The following is a 20,232-nucleotide window of genomic DNA, read 5'->3' on the forward strand; positions in this document are numbered from 1 at the left end:
TCAGCGTCCGCGAATGCGCGGATCAAGCGCGTCGCGCAAGCCGTCGCCCAGATAGTTGACGCTAAGGACGGTCAACGAAATCGCAAGTCCAGGCCAGAACACGCGTTCGGGGTATTGCTGCAGGTAATCGACACCATCAAACAGCAACCGGCCCCAGGTCGGGAAATCCGGCGGGAAGCCAAGGCCCAGGAAGGACAATGCGCTTTCCGTAATGATCGCCGTTGCGATGCCGAGCGTGGCCGACACCATGATTGGCGACAGCACGTTTGGCAGGATGTGCCGCGTGATGATCTGGCTGTTGCTGGTACCGATGGAACGTGCTGCCAGAACGAATTCGCGCTCTTTGATCGCCAGCACGTCGCCGCGGACAATCCGAGCGGTGGGCATCCACGAGGTGATGCCGATGGCACAGACGATCAGGATGAAGATCCCGCGCTCCAACCCGAACGCAGCCGACAAGGGCTCGCGGAACAGCAGCATCATGACCAGCAGCAGGGGCAGCAGAGGCAAAGCCAGGAACAGGTCCGTCAGGCGCATCAGTGGGCCGTCGAGGCGTTTGAAGAACCCGGCCAGAACACCAATGAAGGAACCCAGAAACAGCGCCAGCAGCATCGCGGTGATGCCGACCGAAACCGAGGTCTGACCCCCAGACATCATGCGAGCTAGGATGTCGCGACCCAATTGGTCGGTGCCGAACGGGTGCGCAAGGCTTGGTCCCTGGTTGCGCGACCTGATGTCAATCTGCGTCGGATCAATGGTCCAGATGTATGGCCCAAGGTACACCGCTGCGACGATGAAGATGAACAGGATAGCTCCGATCATCGCGCCTTTGTGAGTCTTAAACTGATCCCAGACATCGCGCCATTGACTGCGAGGCGGGGTGGCCAGTTCTTCCATCACATCGGTGGTGGGCAGAGCTGTTGAAGCGGGTGCAAGGCCTTCGTCAGGGACCAAGGTATCGGTACGATCATGATCAGTCATAGCGAATCCTCGGGTCCAGAATACCGTAGAGCACGTCGGCGATCAGATTGAAAAGCACGATCAGCACGGCAAAGATGAAGGTCAGGGTTTGGACCATTGGCAGGTCGTTGGCCTGAATGGCACCGATCAGCAATTGGCCGATACCGTTCACCTTGAACACCTGCTCGGTGATGATGGCCCCGCCGAAGATGGCCGGAATACCCAGCGCAATAACGGTGACCACGGGGATCATCGAGTTACGCAGGACGTGGACCATCACGACTGTGTATTCGCTCAGCCCTTTGGCGCGCGCCGTGCGGACGTAGTCCTGATTGAGGTTGTCCAGCATCGAAGCGCGCATGAAGCGGCTCAGCTGCGCGGTGATCTGCAACGCCAGAACCATGACCGGCATGATCATCTGCTTGAGCTGTACGACGAAGCTGTCCCAGCTGTTGACCACATGGGTGGTGTCATAGATCGACGGGAACCAGCCCAGTTGGACCGAGAAGATCACGATCACCAGCACGCCCGAGAAGAACGGCGGAACCGAGAAGCCGACCATAGACACGAATGTGCCCATCTGGTCGAACCAGGAATACTGGCGATAGGCCGAATAGATGCCGATGGGCAGGGCGATCAGGATGGCGACCACATAGGCGGTGCCGACAACCCACAGGGTCTGCGGGATACGCTGAACGACGATGTCCATGACGGGCGAACGGGTCTGCCACGAAATCACACGCAGGTCACCTTCGGAAAAGGTTGTGCCGAACATGTGGTCGATCAGAACCTGTGGTTCGATCCAGAAGAACTGCACGATCCATTTCCAGAACCGGATATGCATCGGCTGGCCGAGGCCGAGCGCCTCGCGCATCTTCTCTTTGACTTCGGGCGGGACAGTAAGCGGAACCTGCGCCATCGGATCGCCGGGTGCGAGCTCGAGCAGCAGGAATATGACGAGGCTGATGAACAGCAGTGTTGGAACAGCCAGCACCAGTCGTCTGATGGTAAAGTTGAGCATTAAGAGGCGCCTTTATATGCGTCTTCTTGTTGGAGTGGTGTGCAATTGACCGCGCCCCGATATGGATCGGGGCGCAGCTTTGCAAGATTAAAGCTTAGGAACCGGTCTTGCGGTGCCAGTCCGCAATGTTCCACAGCTCGCTGTCCCAAACGTTTAGGACAACACCACCCAGAGAGTTTGCGTGCGCCGACAGACGACCACGGTGAACCAGCGGGATCATACCGCCGTTTTCTACCATGATGTCGTTCAGCTTTTTCGCGATTTCAGCACGCGCTTCCAGACCGGCGGTTTCGGCCAGCTGACCATGCAGCTTGTCGAACTCTTCGTTGCAGAAGCGGCTGATGTTCTCACCCTGCCACTGCGTGTCCGGACGCGGGGCCTTGTCGCACAGACCGTTGCCCAAATAGGATTGCGGGTCGGTGCCGTTGAAGGTGTTGGCGTACATCTCAACGTCTGCATAGAACTTCTGGAACGTGTCGGGCGAGCCCGGATCACCACCGAAGAAGACCGAAGCGTTGAGGTTGCGCAGTTCGGATTCGATACCGATCTGGCTCCACCATTCCTTGATCAGCGCCTGAAAGTCCTGACGGACGGCATTGGTCGAGGTCTGGTAGACCACCTTCAGAGGCACGCCGTCTTTTTCGCGCACACCGTCGCCGTCGGTGTCAACGATCCCTGCCTCGTCCAGCAGCGCGTTGGCGCCGTCGATGTCCTGCGTGTCACAGGTCATTGAAGTCGAGTTGAACGCAGCCGGGGCGGGAACCCAGTTACAGGTCACTTTACCTGCCTGGCCATAGCCGATTTCAACCAGCAACGGGCGATCGATGGCCATGGACATCGCCTTGTAAACCGCCGGGTCCTGCAGGAACGGGTGCGGATGGGCAGCTGTTGACCGCTCGCCTTCCGGCAGGTCGGGCGACGGGTTGGTCTGGTTTAGCATGATGCGCTCGACCAGTGGGCCAAAGCCTGCAACCGGCGTACCTTTGCCGCCTTCCTGCATCTGCGCAATCACTTCGGGCGCCAGCTGCAGGTTCCAGGCATAATCGAACTCGCCTGTTTCCATGACAGCGCGGCCAGCCGCGGTCGCATCGCCGCCGCCTTTGAAGGTCACAGTCGCGAATGCAGGCTTGTCGGGATCACGATAGTTGTCGTTGGCCTTGAAGGTGATCACGTCATTCGGCTTGAATTCGGTGACTACAAACGGGCCAGTGCCGATCGGGTTAAAGTTCTGATCGGTGCATTCAGGGGCTTTCGCGCCCACACAATCCGCGAACTGAGCAGCCTGAATGATCGGGCTTTCACCGCCTACGAAGGGTCCGTAGGGGAACGGGGTCGGGGCGTCGAATGTGACCTTGACGGTCAGATCGTCCACCGCCTCAACCGATGTGACACCTTCGAACTTTGTGACCTGTGCGCAGCCGCCTTCGGGGTGCATGCAGTAGTCAGCGGTGAATTTCACATCCGCCGAGGTGAACGGCGTTCCGTCCGACCAGGTGATTCCCGGCGCGATTTTCCAGGTGATCGAGGTCAGATCTTCGCTGACGCCACCATTTTCAACGGTAGGAATCTCTGAGGCCAGATACGGCACCATATTGCCGTCTTGGTCATAGCGGGCAAGGGGCTCGATCACCAGAGACGCTGATTCTACGTCTTTGGTGCCGCCTGACAAGAAGGGGTTCAGGATCGACGGGGCCTGCCAGTAAATGATGCTGACATTGCCGTCCGATCCGCGCTCGGCAAAGGCCATCGGGGCCATCGCCGTGCTTGCAATCGCACCGAGCAAAAGTGTTTTGATCTTCATTATACACTCCCAAATTGGACACGAACGTGTCTCGATTATTTCCGCAATGCCTGCGGACTTGGCGTTGCCGCACTGTGGGTAAATCTCTGACATGCAAAGACAAAGCGGTTCACGTTTCGTGAAACTCGCCCTCTCCCAAAGGCGGTTACGTCGGGTATCGAAACAGAACTTCAAAAAAAAGCAAGTGGTGCCGTCGCGAAATTCAGCAATGGGTTTGACTTTTCCGGCACTGCCGCCTTAGCGTTTGGCATTCAGAACAAAAAGACGCCAAGGGGAGCGCGCGCGTGCTGGATCAGCCTATTGCCCAGATCAAGAAACTGCGGGTCGAATTTCAGACAAAGGACGGACCGGTTGTCGGCGTCGAGGATGTTTCGTTCGAGGTAAATCCCGGCGAAACCGTTTGTATCGTTGGGGAATCAGGGTCGGGCAAATCCGTTTCGTCGCTGTCCCTGATGCGCCTGGTCGAGTTCGGCGGGGGCGAGATCGCGGGCGGTGAATTGCTGTTTGATCGTCGCGACGGCGACGAGATGGACTTGTCGAATGCCGATCAGGATCTGATGAAACAGATTCGCGGCAACGAGATCGGAATGATCTTTCAGGAGCCGATGACCGCCCTGAACCCCGTTTTCACCGTGGGCCGGCAGCTGACCGAAGGTCTGCGCATTCACAAGAACATGAGCAAAGGAGAGGCCGAAGAACGCGCGCTGGAATTGCTGCGTCAGGTCCGCATCCCCGAACCCGAGCGCCGGCTGAAGCAATATCCGCATGAACTGTCAGGTGGTATGCGCCAGCGTGTGGTCATCGCTATGGCTATGGCCTGCGAGCCGCGCCTGCTGATCGCCGATGAACCGACGACCGCGCTTGACGTGACCATTCAGGCCGAGATTCTGGCACTGATGGACCGGCTCAAGCGGGAAACCGGGACTGCGGTGATGTTCATCACCCATGACATGGCGGTCGTTGCGCAGATGGCCGACCGGGTTGTTGTCATGTTCCGTGGCAACAAGGTCGAAGAGGGCACGGTCAAAGAGATCTTCGAGAACCCTCAGCATGACTACACCAAAGCTCTGTTGGCCGCTGTGCCGAAGCTGGGCGAGATGCAGGGTAAATCCGCGCCCGAGCCGATGAAACTGCTGGGTGTCGACGGCCAGACCATCGCACCGATTCCGGGCACCGAAGAGGTGTTGCTGACGGTCAAGAACCTGACCACGCGGTTCCCGGTCAAAGGTGGGTTGCTGCGGCGAACGATTTCGAACGTTCATGCGGTCGAGGATGTGTCCTTCACGCTGAACAAAGGCCAGACCCTAAGTCTTGTGGGCGAATCCGGCTGCGGCAAATCCTCGGCCGGGCGGTCGATCCTGCGACTGGTTGAGCCGTTATTTGGTGAAATCGATCTGGACGGCGTCGATATCATGAAGCTGGACCCAGGCGGTTTGCGTAAGGCGCGGCTGGACATGCAGATGATCTTTCAGGATCCGTTTGCGTCCTTGAACCCGCAGATGCAACTGGTCGATCAAGTTGCGGAGCCGATGCGGAACTACGGCGTGGCGTCCGGGTCCGAGATGCAGGACCGCGTAGCACAACTGTTCGACAAAGTGCAGTTGCCGCGCAGCTTCATGCGCCGGTTCCCGCATGAAATGTCTGGCGGTCAGCGCCAACGCATCGCCATCGCGCGCGCTCTGGCCCTCAATCCCAAACTGATTGTCGCGGATGAGGCGGTCTCGGCGCTGGATGTCTCGGTTCAGGCGCAGGTGCTGAACCTGATGATGGAACTGCAATCCGAGCTGGGCCTGTCCTACCTGTTCATCAGCCATGACATGGCCGTGGTCGAACGGGTTAGCCACTATGTCGGTGTCATGTATCTGGGCCGGATTGTCGAGATGGGTCCCCGTGCGCGCGTTTTTGAGAACCCTCAGCACCCCTATACACAGGCGCTGATGAAGGCGGTGCCGATTGCCGACCCGAACAAGCGCAAATCGGAAAAAGACCTGAATTTCAAGCCAATTCCGTCGCCCATCCACCCGATCGGATATGAGCCCGAGCCGTCAATATATCGCGAGGTCGAACCGCGCCACTTTGTGCTCGAGACCGATAGCGGTTACTAGGGCGCTATGAAAAAGCAAATTATCTGTATCAACTGGGGCACCAAATACGGGCCGAATTATATCAACCGGTTGTATGGCATGGTGGCGCGCAACATCACGCCGCCTTTTTCCTTCACCTGCTTCACGGATTCGCGCGAAGGCGTCCGGCCAGAAGTACAGTGCGAGGATTTGCCCGAGGTCGATTATGACATGCCCGTCGGCGTCATCGGAAAATGGCCTAAATCCCGGTTGTGGAGCGAAAAGCTGGGCTCGCTCAGTGGTCCGGTTCTGTTTCTGGATCTCGATATTGTCATCACCGGGTCGCTGGATTTGTTCTTTGAAATCGGTGAAGAAGACGATGTGGTTATGGCCAGAAACCCCACAACCCCGTTCGAGCGTCTGGGCCAGACCTCGTTGTTTCGGTTTCCGGTTGGCAAGCTTGCACCAATGCAGCAGGCGTTCCGCAAGGACCCCCAGAAAATCGCCGAGAAATTCCGGTTCGAGCAGCGGTATGTCACCCGGAACGCGCCGGGTGGCGTCAAGTTCTTTCCGCGCTGGGCAGTGCAGCAGTTTAGTCACGATTGCGTCTGGACCTTTCCGCTGAACCTTGTGATGACGCCGCGGCTGCCAAAACGGGCGCGTGTGGTTATCTTCGCTGGTGCCAATGATCCCGAGAACGCCATACTGGGGCGATGGACTCGTCGGCATACCGCTGGTTCGCTCGGCACCTACTGGGCAGCACGGCATGAGAGAAAATCAAAGGAAAAGAACGAGTTACGGTATCTTCGCCACTTTATCAAACCGGCGAAGTGGATCGAACAGCATTGGGTGGGCTAGGCCGGAACATGAGATTGTCGCCAAAGGAAATTCTGGATCAGCTTGTTTCGTTTCCAACCGTCAGCCGCGACACCAATCTGCCGTTGGTTGAATGGGTTGCGACCTACCTGAAATCTCAGGGGATCGAGCCCCATGTCTGGCCGGACCCCGATCAGCCGCACAAGGCGGCGGTTTTCGCCCATGTCGGACCATGGGAAGAGGGCGCGGTCGTGCTATCCGGGCACACGGATGTCGTTCCGATAGATGGGCAACCCTGGAACACTGACCCGTTCACCGTTACGGAACGAGACGGCAAATATTTCGGCCGTGGCACTTGCGACATGAAGGGCTTTGACGCCATGGCGATTTGGGCCTTGGTCGAGGCGCAATACGCGAATGTAAAACGCCCTCTGCAGCTGGCGCTGAGCTTCGATGAAGAGGTCGGCTGCACCGGTGCGCCACCGATGATCGAGGCGATGCAAAAAGTGCTGCCAAAGGGGTCCGCCGTCATCGTGGGCGAGCCGTCGATGATGCAGGCGGTCACCGGCCACAAGGGCGGGTTCGGCTACGACACACATATTGTCGGGTTCGAGGTTCACAGCTCGATCATGCACACCGGCATCAATGCCGTGATGGAAGCAGCGCCGCTGATCAACTGGGCGAACGAACAGAACGCCCACAACATGGCGGCCAAGCCCAGCGACGTCGCGTCGATGTTCGATCCACCCTGGACCACCGTTCATGTCGGCATGATCGAGGGCGGTACGGCCCACAACATCACCGCGAAAGATTGCCGGTTCATGATGGATTTTCGGACTGTCCCCGGCGAGCAGCAAGCCGATTGGCGCGACGCCTATTTCCAGCAGGTCCGCGACGCTGAAGCGCGCATGCAGTCGGTTCATCCGGAGGCGCGGATCGAGCTCTCCGAACATTTCGCGATCCCGGGTTTGGTACCGGAAAAGGATGGCGAGGCCGAGGCGCTTGTGCGGGCGCTGACCGGCGACAACGCCACACATGTGGTCAGCTACGGAACCGAAGCGGGCCAGTTTCAGGAGGCCGGGTATTCGGCCGTTATCTGCGGCCCGGGAGATATCGCGCAGGCCCATCAGCCAAACGAATTCATCACGATCGAACAATTCAACGCCGGACATGCGGTCATGGGACGATTGGTCGAGCGGTTGAAATCCTGATTTTTCGACCTTCGGAAAGGGAGATTGCAAATGCCAGTCAAGAACCGTCTTGCGGAAATGCATGAAGAAATCACCAAGTGGCGCCGCCATCTGCATGCCCATCCCGAACTGATGTATGACGTTCACGAAACCGCTGCTTTTGTTCAGGATCGCCTGAAGGCTTTTGGCGTGGACGAGATTACTCCGGGCATTGGCAAGACCGGTGTCGTCGGTGTCATCAAGGGGCGTGAGGATACGCAAGGCCGGGTTATCGGCCTGCGCGCGGATATGGACGCGTTGCCGATTGAAGAGGCAACGGGGCTCGACTATGCCTCGACGGTTTCGGGCAAGATGCATGCTTGCGGGCATGACGGGCATACCTCGATGCTGTTGGGGGCGGCGCAGTACCTTGCTGAGACGAGGAATTTCGATGGCACCGTGGTGCTGATTTTCCAACCGGCTGAAGAAGGCGGCGCGGGTGGGCTTGCCATGTGCCAGGACGGGTTGATGGAGCGTTGGGGCATTCAGGAAGTCTATGGAATGCACAACATGCCCGGAATACCACTCGGCGAATTTGCGATCCGTCCCGGTGCGTTGTTGGCCTCGTCCGATGAGTTCGAAATTCTGGTGACCGGTAAGGGCGGGCATGCGGCCACGCCCCACGACGCGGTCGACACGACGCTGGTCGCATCTCATATTGTTGTTGCCTTGCAGTCGGTTGTGGCGCGTACTGTGGACCCGATCAAACGCGTCGTGCTGACGGTTGGAACATTTGAGACCGACAGCGCCGCCTCGAATGTCATTGCGCACACCGTGCGGATGCAAGGAACAGTTCGGACACTCGACCCCGAATACCGCGGAATCGCCGAAGAACGCGTCCGGCGGATTGCGGAAGATACCGCCTCGGCGTTTGGGGCGTCGGCGCAGGTCACCTGGAAGCCGGGCTATCCGGTCACCGTGAACTCCGAGGCTGAAACCGGCTATGCGGCCGAGGCTGCACAAGCGGTGGCTGGCAAGGTTCACGACAACACCGATCCGATCATGCCCTCGGAAGATTTTGCCTACATGCTTGAAGAACGGCCCGGAGCCTACATCTTTATCGGGAACGGGGACACGGCGATGTGCCACCACCCGGAATACAATTTCGACGACGACGCGATTCCCGCCGGGTGCAGCTGGTTTGCTGAACTGGTCGAGCGAAGACTGCCCGTCGGCTGACACACTGCGGAGGACCACATGCCGATCAAGAACCGTCTTGCGGAAATGCATCAAGAGATCACCGCTTGGCGGCGTGATATCCATGCGAATCCTGAAATCCTCTATGACACTCATCGCACCAGCGCGCTGGTTGCGGAAAAGCTGTCCGAGTTTGGTTGCGACGAGGTGGTGACCGGAATTGGCCGAACCGGCGTTGTCGGTGTCATCAAGGGCAAGACCGATACACAGGGGCGTGTGATTGGGCTGCGTGCGGATATGGACGCGTTGCCGATGCAGGAACAGACCGGTCTGGAGTATGCGTCCAAGACCGATGGTGCGATGCATGCCTGCGGACATGATGGCCACACCGCGATGGTTCTGGGGGCTGCCAAATATCTGACCGAGACGCGAAATTTCGACGGCACCGCCATCGTGATCTTCCAGCCTGCCGAAGAAGGCGGCAATGGGGCCGAGGCGATGTGCAAGGACGGGTTGATGGACCGTTTCGGTATTCAGGAAGTTTACGCCATGCACAACGTGCCCGGTGTGCCCCCCGGGCAGTTCGCCATCCGATCAGGCCCGTTGCTGGCGGCGGCGGACGAGTTCGATATCCAGCTCGAAGGTCGCGGTGGGCATGCGGCCAAGCCGCATGAAACTGTCGATACCACGGTGTTGTTGTCGCAAGTGATCGTGGCGTTGCAAACCATCGTATCGCGCAATGCCGATCCGATTTTGCAGGCCGTTCTGTCTGTCACCTCGGTCGAGACCTCTTCGAACGCGTTCAACGTGATCCCTCAGTCGGCGCGGGTGCGCGGAACCGTACGGACCCATGCAAATGAGATGCGGACCCTTATCGAAGCACGACTGAATGAGGTCGTGCAGGGCATCGCGCAGACATTCGGGGGCACGGCTTCGGTCAGTTACAAGCGCGGGGTGCCGGTCACGATCAACGCCGAAGAGCAGACCGGATATGCCGCTGACGCTGCCATTTCGGTTGGTGGCAGTTGCGACGAGGCGCCGATGGTGATGGGGGGCGAGGATTTCTCGTTCATGCTGGAGGAACGCCCGGGCGCTTTCATCGTTCTGGGCAATGGCGACAGCGCCGGGTTGCACCATCCCGAATACAATTTCAACGACGAGATCATCCCGATGGGATGCTCGTGGTTTGCCGAAATGGTCGAGCGCCGGATGCCGGCGGCTTGAGATAGGAGAGAGAAGAGATGCCAGTCAAAAACCGCTTTGCCGAATTGCAGGACGAGATCACCGCGTGGCGACGGGATATTCACGAAAATCCCGAGATCCTGTTCGAAACCCATCGCACAAGCGCGTTGGTTGCGGACAAGCTGAAAGAGTTCGGTTGCGATGAGGTCGTGACTGGAATTGGCCGCACAGGTGTCGTTGGCGTGATCAAGGGCAAGGCCGACAGCAAAGGCAAAGTGATCGGGTTGCGCGCCGACATGGACGCCTTGCCGATCCACGAAGCAACCGGGCTGGACTATGCCTCAAAAACCGATGGCGCAATGCATGCCTGCGGGCATGATGGACACACGGCGATGCTGTTGGGCGCGGCCAAATATCTGTCTGAGACGCGCAATTTCGATGGAACGGTTGTGGTGATCTTCCAGCCCGCCGAAGAAGGCGGTGGCGGCGGCAAGGAGATGTGTGATGACGGCATGATGGATCGCTGGAATATTCAGGAGGTCTATGGGATGCACAATTGGCCGGGCAACCCGGTCGGCAGCTTCTCGATCCGTCCGGGATCGTTCTTTGCGGCGACCGACCAGTTCGACATCACCTTTGAAGGGCGCGGCGGGCATGCGGCGAAACCGCACGAGACCGTGGACACGACCGTGATGACGGCGCAGGCGGTTCTGGCATTGCAGACCATTGCCTCGCGCAATGCCGACCCGATCGACCAGATTGTGGTTTCGGTGACGTCGTTCGAAACCTCGTCCAAAGCTTTCAACGTGATCCCGCAAACAGTGCAGATCAAAGGCACGGTACGTACCATGAGCAAGGAAATGCGCGATCTGGCCGAGCAACGCATCAACGAAATCTGCACCGGCGTCGCTGCGACTTTCGGTGGTACAGCGGCCGTGACTTACTTGCGCGGCTACCCGGTGATGGTGAACAGCGACGAGCAGACCGATTTCGCTGCCGAAGTCGCCCGCTCAGTTTCCGGGGCCTGCGAAGAGGCGCCGCTGGTTATGGGAGGCGAGGATTTTGCCTTTATGCTGAACGAGCGCCCAGGCGCCTATATTCTGGTCGGCAATGGTGATACCGCAAGGGTTCATCATCCCGAGTATAATTTCAACGATGAGGCCATCCCTGCCGGGTGCAGCTGGTGGGCCGAGATCGTGGAACAACGGATGCCGGCGGCTTGAACTAAGTGTTCGTGGGGGCTCTGCCCCCAGACCACCGAGATGCTTTTAGTCAGATGAAGGTGGATTCGGGGACGGGTCGAGTCTCAGATGCGTACACAATGTGTCGATGACAGCTTCAAGAGCACTGTCTTGTTTGTTCACACTCGACCGGATCGCGGCGCGCGCGGCGTCGAGAGCGGTCGCGTCAGACAACCAATTGGCGACCGCACCAGTCAGTTCCGAGGCGCTTCTGATTTCTATCGCAGCGCCGGACCTGATCAGCGGGGCGAAGGTTTCGGCAAAGTTGAAATAGCCCGGGCCGGTGATCACCGCTGCGCCCGCCTGTGCCGGTTCGAACGGATTGTGTCCACCGATTTCCATGAGCGAGCCGCCCAGAAACACGATTGGACAGAGCGCATACCAGGTTCCGGTCTCGCCCAACGTGTCTGCAATAAAGACCTGCGTTTCGGCAGTGATGGCTTGCCCAGCGCTTCGCAAAGCGTAGGCCAGGCCAGCTTTACTGGCGCATTCTGCAACGTCTCTGCGGCGTTCCGGGTGCCGGGGGATCAACAGCAGCAGCAGGTTGGGCCATTGTTTCAACAACTCGGAATGCGCGGCCAGAACAGTCTCTTCTTCACCTGCATGGGTCGAACTCGCGATCCAGACCGGGCGATTTTCCGTCCGTGCCCGGATGTCGTTCAACGTTGCCGTGTCGACCGGCAGCGGATCTGACATGGCTTTGAGGTTGGTGCCCGGTTGTACCCGGTCCCGAGCCGCGCCCATGGCGGTCAGATTGGCTGCGGTTTGGTCATTTTGAGTCAGAAACAGGCGAAAGTGATCGAGAATGAAGGCGGCCGTTTTGGGGCGCCTCTTCCAACCGGCGACCGATTTCTCGGACAGCCGTGCGTTGAGCAATGCAAGCGGCGTGCCGCGCCGGGCCGTTTCGACGATTAGCCGCGGCCAGATTTCGCTTTCGACAAAGACCCCCGCATCGGGTTGCCAGTGATCCAGGAACCGCCGGACCGGGCGGGCTGTATCCAGCGGAGGATATTGATGGCGCGTGCGCGGTGGCATACGTTTTTCGATCAGCGCCGCAGAGGTCGGCGTGCCCGAAGTGATCAGAAACTCGGCATCCGGCAGGCGGTTCCCCAACCGTTTGATCAGGCTGAGAACGGACAGGCTTTCGCCGACACTGGCGGCGTGGAACCAAATCAGGCGTCCTTCGGGACGGGGTAGGCTGGCGCGGCCCAGCCTTTCCCGCTGTCTTTCAGGTGCAACGCCAGCGGCTTCAAGCTTTTTGCGAACGGTTCGCCAAGCGATTGGAGCCGCGACCGCCGTCAACCCGCAATACAGCCGATAAAGCAGCGTCGGGCGCTCATTCTGCAAGGGCATGTCAGCCGCCTGTATGGCTCATGTGGCGGCTCATCTGACCATCCACAGCCTGACGGGAATAGTCAAAGTCGTGACCCTTGGGCTTGTGGCTGATGGCGGCACGAATGGCGTCTTCCAGCGGTTGATCGGTATCAGGGTGATCACGCAGAGCGCCGCGCAGGTCGGCCATGTCTTCTTGCCCGAGGCACATGTACAATTCACCGGTGCAGGTCAGCCGCACACGGTTGCAGCTTTCGCAGAAATTGTGGCTGAGCGGCGTGATGAATCCGATTTTCTGACCAGTTTCCTCAAGCCTGACATAGCGGGCGGGACCGCCGGAGCGCTCGGCCAGATCGGTCACGGCGTAGTGGTTTTCGTATTCCCGGCGCACATCTTTGAGGGACCAGTACTGATCCAGCCGGTCTTCGTTGCCGATATCGCCCATCGGCATGACCTCGATCCAGGTCAGATCCATATCGCGTTCGGCGCACCATTCGGTGATCCGTGGCAGTTCCGGTTCGTTGAACCCCTTCAACGCGACGGCGTTGATCTTGATCCGCAAACCGGCCTTTTGTGCCGCATCTATCCCGTTTAGCACCTGTTTCAGCCGACCCCAGCGCGTGACCTTGGCGAACTTGTCATCGTCGAGCGTATCCAATGAGATGTTCACCCGGCGAACCCCGGCCGCATAGAGATCATCGGCAAAGCGATGCAGCTGCGAACCATTCGTGGTCAACGTCAATTCCTTGAGCGCGCCGCTTTCCAGATGCCGGGTCATGCTGTTGAAGAAGGTCATGATGTTGCGACGGACCAACGGCTCGCCACCAGTGATCCGTAGCTTTTCGACCCCCATGCCCACAAAGGTCGAGCACATACGGTCCAACTCTTCCAGCGTCAGCAGGTCTTTCTTGGGCAGAAATGTCATGTTTTCCGACATGCAATAGACGCAGCGGAAATCGCACCGGTCCGTGACGGAGACGCGGAGATAGGTGATGGCGCGGGCAAACGGGTCGATGAGCGGTGCTGTCATGGCCCATAGGTAAAGCGGCAGCGGGGGACCGGCAAGGGTGAACTGCGCTTTGGGCTGGTACTGCCCGGTTTGGCGGGGTAAATTTCCTGTATGAGACTAGCGTTGCTGGGAATTTGCGTTCTTGTCGCCGGGTGCGAAACCGTTCGGTCTACGTCAGACCGGCTTTTTGGCGATGCCGAGTCGCAGCCGCAGACACAGCCGACAGCGACAGAAGTAGCTCCCGATGCTCCTCGTGTCGCGACACCCGTTGCAGCGGCGGGATGGAACGGTCCGCGAAAGACCATTGCGGGATTGGGTGACCCCAGCACGCCAGGTCGCTGGCTTGAAACACCTTTGGTCGATGTCGAAATGACCGGTCGGGTTGTCGTGCCCAGAACGGGGGCGCAAGCTTACATCACTCTGGTTCCAGGTCCCGGGCCCGCTGGCGGTGGCAGTCGGTTGTCGCTGGACGCGATGCGGGCTTTGTTACTGCCTTTTGACGAATTGGTGGAACTGGAGGTCTACTCCAACTAATCGCGCAGGTACTTGCCGGCTTCTTTGCGGGCAAATGGTTTCATATTGTCCCCATGCTGTTCAAGGAAGGCGACGACCCGTTGCGGATCGTGCTTGGACAGCTCTCGCAGCCACCAGGCGATGGCTTTCTGAATGAACCAAGCTCGGTCAGGTACATAGCTGGCGGCCCAGCCCAGAATTCGGTCACGGCGTTGCAAATCATCCGGTTTGGGGTGGTTTTGCTTGGTCCAGGGCAGGGTCGCGACCAAAGCCGCGCGGCGGGTCCACATATGCTCAGACCGTGTCCAATGGGCGACCTGATCCAAACGGTCGGGATCGGCCGTCAGCCGTTTCTGCATCGCCATGCAGGCATGATCCGCAACTGCCCAGGCATCAAAATCTGGCAGCCAGCTGTACAACAGGTCCCAGACGGCCTGATCCGGTCGGATGCGTGCCTGTGTCAGCAGTTTTGCTGCAGCCAAGCGCCCCTCGTGGATGTTGGTTTGCCACAGCGCATCAGCCAGCGCGACACGCTGATCCACGTCCAACTCTCTCCGCCATGCCTTCGTCAGATCGTTCAGCACCGGATTGGCGACGCCCAGATGTGGGCGGGCGGCCTTGTGATAGGCCGCCGCCTGTTCGGCGCGGGCGGGGTCGGCATGGGCTCTGATCTGATCCAGATAGAAATCCAGCTCGACCGAGTCGCTCATTCCACCGTCACCGATTTGGCCAGATTGCGCGGCTGATCCACGTCGGTGCCTTTGGCAACCGCCGTGTGATAGGCCAGCAATTGTGCGGGAACCGAGTACAGGATCGGTGTCAAACTAGGATGCACATGAGGCATTCGGATCATGTTCCAGACACCGTCCTGTGCCTCGTCAATGCCGTCGTCGTCCGAGACCAGGATGACCTTGCCCTTGCGCGCCATGACCTCTTGCATGTTGGACACGGTCTTGTCGAATACAGCATCCTTGGGCGCCATCACAACGACTGGCATATGCTTGTCGATCAGGGCGATCGGACCGTGTTTCAACTCGCCCGAAGCATAGCCTTCGGCATGGATATAGCTGATTTCCTTGAGTTTCAGCGCCCCTTCCATCGCCAGCGGGTACATCAAGCCACGGCCCAGAAACAGCACGTCACGCGCCTCGGACAGGCGCTGCGCCGATGTTCTGATGGCCGGGTTCTGATCCAGCGCGGCATTCAGAACAGAAGGTAGACCGCGCAGCGCGGCGGCGTGGTCGGATATCGCTTCGGCGCTCAGCGTGCCGCGATCGGTTGCGGCCTTCAGCGCCAGCATCAGCAGAACGCTCAACTGGCACGTGAACGCCTTGGTCGAGGCGACGCCGATTTCCACCCCGGCATGGATCGGCAGGGCCACATCGCTTTCGCGCGCGATCGAGCTTTCGGGGACATTGACGACCGAGACAATCTTGTCCGCCTTGCCTTCGCAATAGCGCAGGGCGGCGAGCGTGTCGGCGGTTTCACCCGATTGGCTGACGAACAGGGCCAGTGTCCGATCCGAAATGGGCGGTTCGCGGTAGCGGAACTCGCTGGCGATATCGACCTCTACCGGCATTCCTGCCAGTTGCTCGAACCAGTATTTGGCCGTCAGACAGGCGTAAAATGCCGTGCCGCAGGCGACCATGGTCAGACGGTCCAGCTTGGTGAAGTCGATACCTGCGCCGGGCAGAACCACCTGATCACCCCCGCTGGGCAGGTATGACCTGATCGCTTCGGCCACCACCACGGGTTGCTCGGCGATTTCCTTGGCCATGAAATGCTTGTGCTCGCCCTTGTCGGCACGCGCATGGTCCAGCTTGATCTGGCGGGTTTCGCGGTTGGCAAGCTCACCAGCCTCGTTGCGGATTTCAAGCGATGTGCGGGTCAGGACTGCCCGGTCGCCTTCTTCCAGATAGGTTATCCGATCGGTCAGCGGGGCCAGCGCGATGGCGTCCGAGCCCACATACATCTCACCATCCCCGTGCCCGATAGCAAGCGGAGAACCCTTGCGCGCAGCAACAATCAGATCGTTTTCACCGTCGAACAGAAAGGCCAGCGCAAAAGCACCTTCGAGCCGGTCGATGGTCTTGAACGCGGCTTCGGTCGGGGTCATGCCGCTATTCATGTGGTGTTCGGTCAAAAGCGCGACAGTTTCGGTGTCGGTCTCGGTTTCGAACCCAACTCCATGTTCGGCAAGTTCTGCCCTCAGGTCGCGGTAATTCTCGACGATGCCATTGTGCACAACAGCGACGGGTCCGGCCTTGTGAGGGTGCGCGTTTGTAATCGTGGGCGCACCGTGGGTGGCCCAGCGAGTATGACCGATCCCGGATTTGCCGGGCAGGGGTTCATGCACCAGTAGATCGCTGAGATTGACCAGCTTGCCAACCGCGCGGCGACGGCCCAATGTGCCGTCATTGACGGTCGCGATCCCGGCGCTGTCATAGCCGCGATATTCAAGGCGTTTCAGCGCCTCGACCAGAATGGGGGCGGCTTCATGCGAGCCCAGTACACCAACAATTCCACACATAAATCAGGCTCCTTTATCGCGGCGAGCCCTTTTCGCCTTGAGCATCTCAAAAAGTTTGCGCGCATGACCGGGCTTGTTTTCCTGTCGTGCGCGAGCAACGGCAAGCGCGTCGGGTTCTACATCCTTGGTCACAACAGTACCGGTCGCCGTCATCGCGTTGTCGCCCACTGTGACCGGGGCAACCAGCATGGTATTCGATCCGACAAACACGTTTTCACCAATAGTGGTTTTGTGTTTCATCACCCCGTCATAGTTGCAGGTGATCGTACCTGCGCCGATGTTCGAGGCCGCACCCACCGATGCATCACCGATATAGCTGAGATGATTGACCTTGGCGCCCTCGGCAATCTCGGCGTTCTTGATTTCTACGAAATTGCCGATCCGTGTATTCTCGGCCAGTTCGGCCCCGGGGCGCAGGCGGGCGTAGGGGCCGACGACCGAGCCGCGACTGACATGACAGCCCTCCAGATGCGAAAACGCCCGGATTGTCGCACCAGTTTCGACGGTGACGCCGGGGCCGAAAACCACGTTGGGCTCGATCACCGTGTCGCGGCCAATCACCGTATCCGCGGACAGATAGACCGTGTCGGGTGCCATCAGTGTCACCCCGTCCTGCAATAGCGCGTTGCGCGCTCGGGCCTGATATTCGGCATCCGCAGCGGCCAGATCGGCGCGCGAATCCACACCCAGCGTTTCGGCCTCGTCACATTTGATCGCGGTGGCTTTCAGCCCGCGCGCATTGGCCAGCGCCGCCAGTTCCGTCAGATAGTACTCGCCCGATGCGTTTTCGTTACTGACCTGATCGATCAGGTCGAACAGCAGCTCGGCATCGCAGGCCAGCAATCCGCTGTTGGTAAAGCGGATGGCGCGCTGTTCTTCCGTGGCGTCCTTGTATTCGACAATCTCGACCAGCCTGTCCCCATCCATGATCAGCCGCCCATAGCGGGGCTGAACTTCGGCAATGTCAAAGCCCAACATGACCAGATCAAAAGATTTGCGGGCTTCGATCATCCGTTCAAGAGTGGCAGGGTCGATAAAGGGCGTGTCGCCGTAAAGGACGATCACATCCCCGCTGAAGCCCGCCAACGCCTCGCGCGCCTGTGCAACCGCGTGTGCGGTGCCCAGCTGTTCATTCTGAACGGCGATCTGGGCGGCTTCATCTTCTGCCCTGGCCGCTTTTCCAACGGCTTCGGAACCGTGCCCGGTGACGATCACGGTACGCTCGGGGGACAGAACGGCACCGGCGCGCATGGCGTGGACCAACATCGGGGTCTGTGCAATTGGGTGCAGGACTTTGGGAGTGTCTGAATTCATCCTCGTGCCTTTTCCGGCGGCAAGGATGACAAGGGCGGTGCTCATAAAATCGTTTTCTCTTTTGTTTTGTCGCGGTCCGTTTTATCCGCTGAGGGCAAAGGCGCAAGCGGTTCGGCCATCAAAGAAGATTGCCGATTGCAACACGGTATGGCGGAAAACTGCCGAACGAGGGGACAAAATGCGGACGGTGATCTTTGATCTGGATGGTACTCTGGCGGATACATCCGGCGATTTGCTGGCGGCTGCCAACCATTGTTTTCGCCAGATGGGACATGGGGATGTGCTGGTCCAGGACCAGGACGCGGCGGTTGCATTGCGCGGTGGCCGGATGATGTTGACGCATGGATTGAAACGGGTCGGAGCCTATCAGGACGACACCGTCGCCGCCTATTACCCTGTCCTGCTCGAGGCATATGAGCAGGCCATCGACACCCATACGCAATTCTATCCCGGCGCGCTCGAGGCGGTGGATGCGCTGAGAACCGCAGGTTATGGCGTCGGCATCTGCACCAACAAGCCCGAAGCTCTGGCCGATTTGTTGTTGACCCGTCTTGGCGTGCGCGACCAGTTCGCGTCTTTGGTGGGGGCCGACACGCTGCCGGTTCGCAAGCCTGACCCCGAACCCCTGCGCGAAGCGGCGCGGCGGGCAGGCGGGCATCCTGACCTGTGCGTGCTGATCGGGGATTCGGATACCGACCGGAACACGGCGCGCGCGGCGGGGGTGCCTTCGGTTCTTGTAACGTTCGGCCCCGCCGGCGACGACATGGCCGCGCTCGAACCCGAGGCGCTGCTGCATCATTTCAATGACTTGCCCGGTTTGGTGCCCGATCTGATCGGTGCGGTGGCCTGATCCCTTGACGCAAGGCGATTGCGGCACCAGAACAAACACATGAGTGAGATTTTTACTGGCAGCTTTACGCAGCAGGAACCCATCCCCGAAGACGCGATTGACGCCGCCCTGGCGGTGCTGCGCCATGGCCGGTTGCATCGCTACAATGTAGCACCCGGCGAATTGGGCGAGACAGCGTTGCTGGAACAGGAATTCGCCGCACAGACCGGAGCGAAGTTCTGTTTGGCGGTGTCCTCCGGGGGTTACGCTTTGGCAACGGCCCTGCGGGCGGTTGGGGTCCGGCCCGGAGATCCTGTGCTGACAAACGCCTTCACGCTTGCCCCGGTTCCGGGCGCAATCGCATCGGTCGGAGCGGTGCCTGTGTTTGTGGGCGTGACCGAAGATCTGACCATTGATCTGGACGATCTAGCAGCGAAACTCGACAGAGCGCGGGTACTGATGCTGAGCCATATGCGCGGTCATCTGTGTGATATGGATCGGCTGATGCAAATGTGCGATGCCGCAGGTGTCATCGTGATCGAAGATTGTGCACACACGATGGGGGCCGCTTGGCGCGGGCAGCTTTCGGGTCGGCAAGGTGCAATTGGGTGCTATTCCTGCCAGACCTACAAGCATGTGAACTCGGGCGAGGGCGGCCTATTGGTCACCGATGACGAAGAGCTTGCGGCCAAAGCGACGATGCTTTCGGGTTCGTATATGCTCTATGAGCGTCATCTGGCGGCGCCGGGGCCGGAGGTGTTCGAGCGGATCAAGTACACGACCCCTAATGTTTCGGGACGGATGGACAATCTGCGCGCCGCGATCCTGCGCCCGCAGCTGCGCGATCTCGACCGGCAGGTCGAACGGTGGAACGTCCGATACAAAGTCATCGAAGATAGGCTGCGCGGAACGCACGGTTTGACGGTTGTCGACCGGCCGGAAGCAGAGACATTTGTCGGGTCTTCCATCCAGTTCCTGCTGCTCGACTGGCATCCCGAGCGCATAGCCGAAGTGATCCGGCGTTGCGCGGACCGAGGGGTGGAGTTGAAATGGTTCGGTGGTTCTGAACCGACCGGCTTTACCTCGCGCTACGACAGCTGGCGCTATGCAGAAAGTGAACGGATGCCCGAGACGGACCGGATTCTGACCGGGATCATGGACATGCGGGTGCCGCTGACCTTCTCGTTGGAGGATTGCGCTTTGATCGCGCGCATCATCCGGGCCGAGGTTGGTGCTGTCTATCAATCCTGATCCA

At 59.4% G+C, this 20,232-nt stretch carries 17 protein-coding genes; 9 read left to right on the plus strand and 8 right to left on the minus strand.

The window, feature by feature from the left end; all coding sequences use genetic code 11:
* The 3 genes from ACR0JA_RS09315 to ACR0JA_RS09325 form a co-directional block, all read right to left on the minus strand.
* On the minus strand, positions 1-981 hold the full coding sequence (locus ACR0JA_RS09315; RefSeq protein WP_480573157.1) for an ABC transporter permease: 981 nt from the start codon (positions 979-981) through the stop codon (positions 1-3).
* A complete protein-coding gene (locus tag ACR0JA_RS09320; RefSeq protein WP_170375080.1) occupies positions 974-1,981 on the minus strand; it encodes an ABC transporter permease in 1,008 nt (335 codons plus the stop codon). Before ACR0JA_RS09320 ends, ACR0JA_RS09315 begins: the two co-directional genes overlap by 8 nt.
* A 94-nt stretch (positions 1,982-2,075) precedes the next feature.
* Positions 2,076-3,782 (minus strand): peptide ABC transporter substrate-binding protein, encoded by a 1,707-nt coding sequence (locus ACR0JA_RS09325; protein WP_480573160.1) that lies wholly within the window; start codon positions 3,780-3,782, stop codon positions 2,076-2,078.
* Between the two features lie 284 nt (positions 3,783-4,066).
* On the opposite strand from ACR0JA_RS09325, the gene ACR0JA_RS09330 reads away from it, so the two are divergent.
* The 6 genes from ACR0JA_RS09330 to ACR0JA_RS09355 are packed head-to-tail and all read left to right on the plus strand — an operon-like array spanning position 4,067 to position 11,432.
* Complete coding sequence (locus tag ACR0JA_RS09330; RefSeq protein WP_480573163.1) at positions 4,067-5,887, plus strand: ABC transporter ATP-binding protein; 1,821 nt, start codon at positions 4,067-4,069, stop codon at positions 5,885-5,887.
* 6 nt (positions 5,888-5,893) lie between these two features.
* Complete coding sequence (locus ACR0JA_RS09335) at positions 5,894-6,703, plus strand: glycosyl transferase (protein WP_480573166.1); 810 nt, start codon at positions 5,894-5,896, stop codon at positions 6,701-6,703.
* Between the two features lie 8 nt (positions 6,704-6,711).
* A complete protein-coding gene (argE, locus tag ACR0JA_RS09340; RefSeq protein WP_480573168.1) occupies positions 6,712-7,872 on the plus strand; it encodes an acetylornithine deacetylase in 1,161 nt (386 codons plus the stop codon).
* Between the two features lie 30 nt (positions 7,873-7,902).
* Positions 7,903-9,069 carry a M20 aminoacylase family protein gene (locus tag ACR0JA_RS09345; RefSeq protein ID WP_480573171.1) on the plus strand — a complete coding sequence of 389 codons (1,167 nt, stop codon included), beginning with the start codon at positions 7,903-7,905 and terminating at the stop codon, positions 9,067-9,069.
* Positions 9,070-9,087: 18 nt separating this feature from the next.
* The gene (locus tag ACR0JA_RS09350) at positions 9,088-10,251 is read left to right on the plus strand and encodes a M20 aminoacylase family protein (RefSeq protein ID WP_480573174.1); all 1,164 of its coding nucleotides are present in this window, start codon (positions 9,088-9,090) and stop codon (positions 10,249-10,251) included.
* A 17-nt stretch (positions 10,252-10,268) separates the two neighbouring features.
* Positions 10,269-11,432 carry a M20 aminoacylase family protein gene (locus ACR0JA_RS09355; RefSeq protein WP_480573177.1) on the plus strand — a complete coding sequence of 388 codons (1,164 nt, stop codon included), beginning with the start codon at positions 10,269-10,271 and terminating at the stop codon, positions 11,430-11,432.
* Between the two features lie 45 nt (positions 11,433-11,477).
* Here the strand turns inward: ACR0JA_RS09355 and ACR0JA_RS09360 are convergent, their stop codons facing one another.
* The gene (locus ACR0JA_RS09360; protein ID WP_480573180.1) at positions 11,478-12,803 is read right to left on the minus strand and encodes a 3-deoxy-D-manno-octulosonic acid transferase; all 1,326 of its coding nucleotides are present in this window, start codon (positions 12,801-12,803) and stop codon (positions 11,478-11,480) included.
* A gap of 1 nt (position 12,804) precedes the next feature.
* Positions 12,805-13,812: a GTP 3',8-cyclase MoaA gene (moaA, locus tag ACR0JA_RS09365; protein WP_480573183.1), complete on the minus strand. Its 1,008-nt coding sequence runs from the start codon at positions 13,810-13,812 to the stop codon at positions 12,805-12,807.
* 102 nt (positions 13,813-13,914) lie between these two features.
* On the opposite strand from moaA, the gene ACR0JA_RS09370 reads away from it, so the two are divergent.
* A complete protein-coding gene (locus tag ACR0JA_RS09370) occupies positions 13,915-14,325 on the plus strand; it encodes a hypothetical protein (RefSeq protein WP_480573186.1) in 411 nt (136 codons plus the stop codon).
* Here the strand turns inward: ACR0JA_RS09370 and ACR0JA_RS09375 are convergent.
* The 3 genes from ACR0JA_RS09375 to glmU are packed head-to-tail and all read right to left on the minus strand — an operon-like array spanning position 14,322 to position 18,193.
* The gene (locus ACR0JA_RS09375; protein ID WP_480573189.1) at positions 14,322-15,014 is read right to left on the minus strand and encodes a DNA alkylation repair protein; all 693 of its coding nucleotides are present in this window, start codon (positions 15,012-15,014) and stop codon (positions 14,322-14,324) included. The genes ACR0JA_RS09370 and ACR0JA_RS09375 overlap by 4 nt on opposite strands.
* Complete coding sequence (gene glmS / locus ACR0JA_RS09380) at positions 15,011-16,834, minus strand: glutamine--fructose-6-phosphate transaminase (isomerizing) (RefSeq protein ID WP_480573192.1); 1,824 nt, start codon at positions 16,832-16,834, stop codon at positions 15,011-15,013. Before glmS ends, ACR0JA_RS09375 begins: the two co-directional genes overlap by 4 nt.
* 3 nt (positions 16,835-16,837) lie before the next feature.
* Positions 16,838-18,193: a bifunctional UDP-N-acetylglucosamine diphosphorylase/glucosamine-1-phosphate N-acetyltransferase GlmU gene (glmU, locus tag ACR0JA_RS09385; RefSeq protein ID WP_480573195.1), complete on the minus strand. Its 1,356-nt coding sequence runs from the start codon at positions 18,191-18,193 to the stop codon at positions 16,838-16,840.
* Between the two features lie 133 nt (positions 18,194-18,326).
* Here glmU and ACR0JA_RS09390 point away from each other — a divergent pair, with 133 nt between their 5' ends.
* Positions 18,327-18,998: an HAD-IA family hydrolase gene (locus tag ACR0JA_RS09390; RefSeq protein ID WP_480573198.1), complete on the plus strand. Its 672-nt coding sequence runs from the start codon at positions 18,327-18,329 to the stop codon at positions 18,996-18,998.
* Between the two features lie 39 nt (positions 18,999-19,037).
* Complete coding sequence (locus ACR0JA_RS09395; RefSeq protein WP_480573201.1) at positions 19,038-20,228, plus strand: DegT/DnrJ/EryC1/StrS family aminotransferase; 1,191 nt, start codon at positions 19,038-19,040, stop codon at positions 20,226-20,228.
* Positions 20,229-20,232 lie beyond the last annotated feature (4 nt).

The sequence above is a fragment of the Ruegeria sp. AM4 genome (assembly GCF_056540665.1).

Excerpts from the sequence above, each read along its gene's own strand:
- ACR0JA_RS09315 (WP_480573157.1), bottom strand. The coding sequence starts at position 981 with ATGACTGATCATGATCGTACCGATACCTTGGTCCCTGACGAAGGCCTT.
- ACR0JA_RS09320 (WP_170375080.1), bottom strand. The coding sequence starts at position 1,981 with ATGCTCAACTTTACCATCAGACGACTGGTGCTGGCTGTTCCAACACTG.
- ACR0JA_RS09325 (WP_480573160.1), bottom strand. The coding sequence starts at position 3,782 with ATGAAGATCAAAACACTTTTGCTCGGTGCGATTGCAAGCACGGCGATG.
- ACR0JA_RS09335 (WP_480573166.1), top strand. The coding sequence starts at position 5,894 with ATGAAAAAGCAAATTATCTGTATCAACTGGGGCACCAAATACGGGCCG.
- argE (WP_480573168.1), top strand. The coding sequence starts at position 6,712 with ATGAGATTGTCGCCAAAGGAAATTCTGGATCAGCTTGTTTCGTTTCCA.
- ACR0JA_RS09345 (WP_480573171.1), top strand. The coding sequence starts at position 7,903 with ATGCCAGTCAAGAACCGTCTTGCGGAAATGCATGAAGAAATCACCAAG.
- ACR0JA_RS09350 (WP_480573174.1), top strand. The coding sequence starts at position 9,088 with ATGCCGATCAAGAACCGTCTTGCGGAAATGCATCAAGAGATCACCGCT.
- ACR0JA_RS09355 (WP_480573177.1), top strand. The coding sequence starts at position 10,269 with ATGCCAGTCAAAAACCGCTTTGCCGAATTGCAGGACGAGATCACCGCG.
- ACR0JA_RS09360 (WP_480573180.1), bottom strand. The coding sequence starts at position 12,803 with ATGCCCTTGCAGAATGAGCGCCCGACGCTGCTTTATCGGCTGTATTGC.
- moaA (WP_480573183.1), bottom strand. The coding sequence starts at position 13,812 with ATGACAGCACCGCTCATCGACCCGTTTGCCCGCGCCATCACCTATCTC.
- ACR0JA_RS09375 (WP_480573189.1), bottom strand. The coding sequence starts at position 15,014 with ATGAGCGACTCGGTCGAGCTGGATTTCTATCTGGATCAGATCAGAGCC.
- glmS (WP_480573192.1), bottom strand. The coding sequence starts at position 16,834 with ATGTGTGGAATTGTTGGTGTACTGGGCTCGCATGAAGCCGCCCCCATT.
- glmU (WP_480573195.1), bottom strand. The coding sequence starts at position 18,193 with ATGAGCACCGCCCTTGTCATCCTTGCCGCCGGAAAAGGCACGAGGATG.
- ACR0JA_RS09390 (WP_480573198.1), top strand. The coding sequence starts at position 18,327 with ATGCGGACGGTGATCTTTGATCTGGATGGTACTCTGGCGGATACATCC.
- ACR0JA_RS09395 (WP_480573201.1), top strand. The coding sequence starts at position 19,038 with ATGAGTGAGATTTTTACTGGCAGCTTTACGCAGCAGGAACCCATCCCC.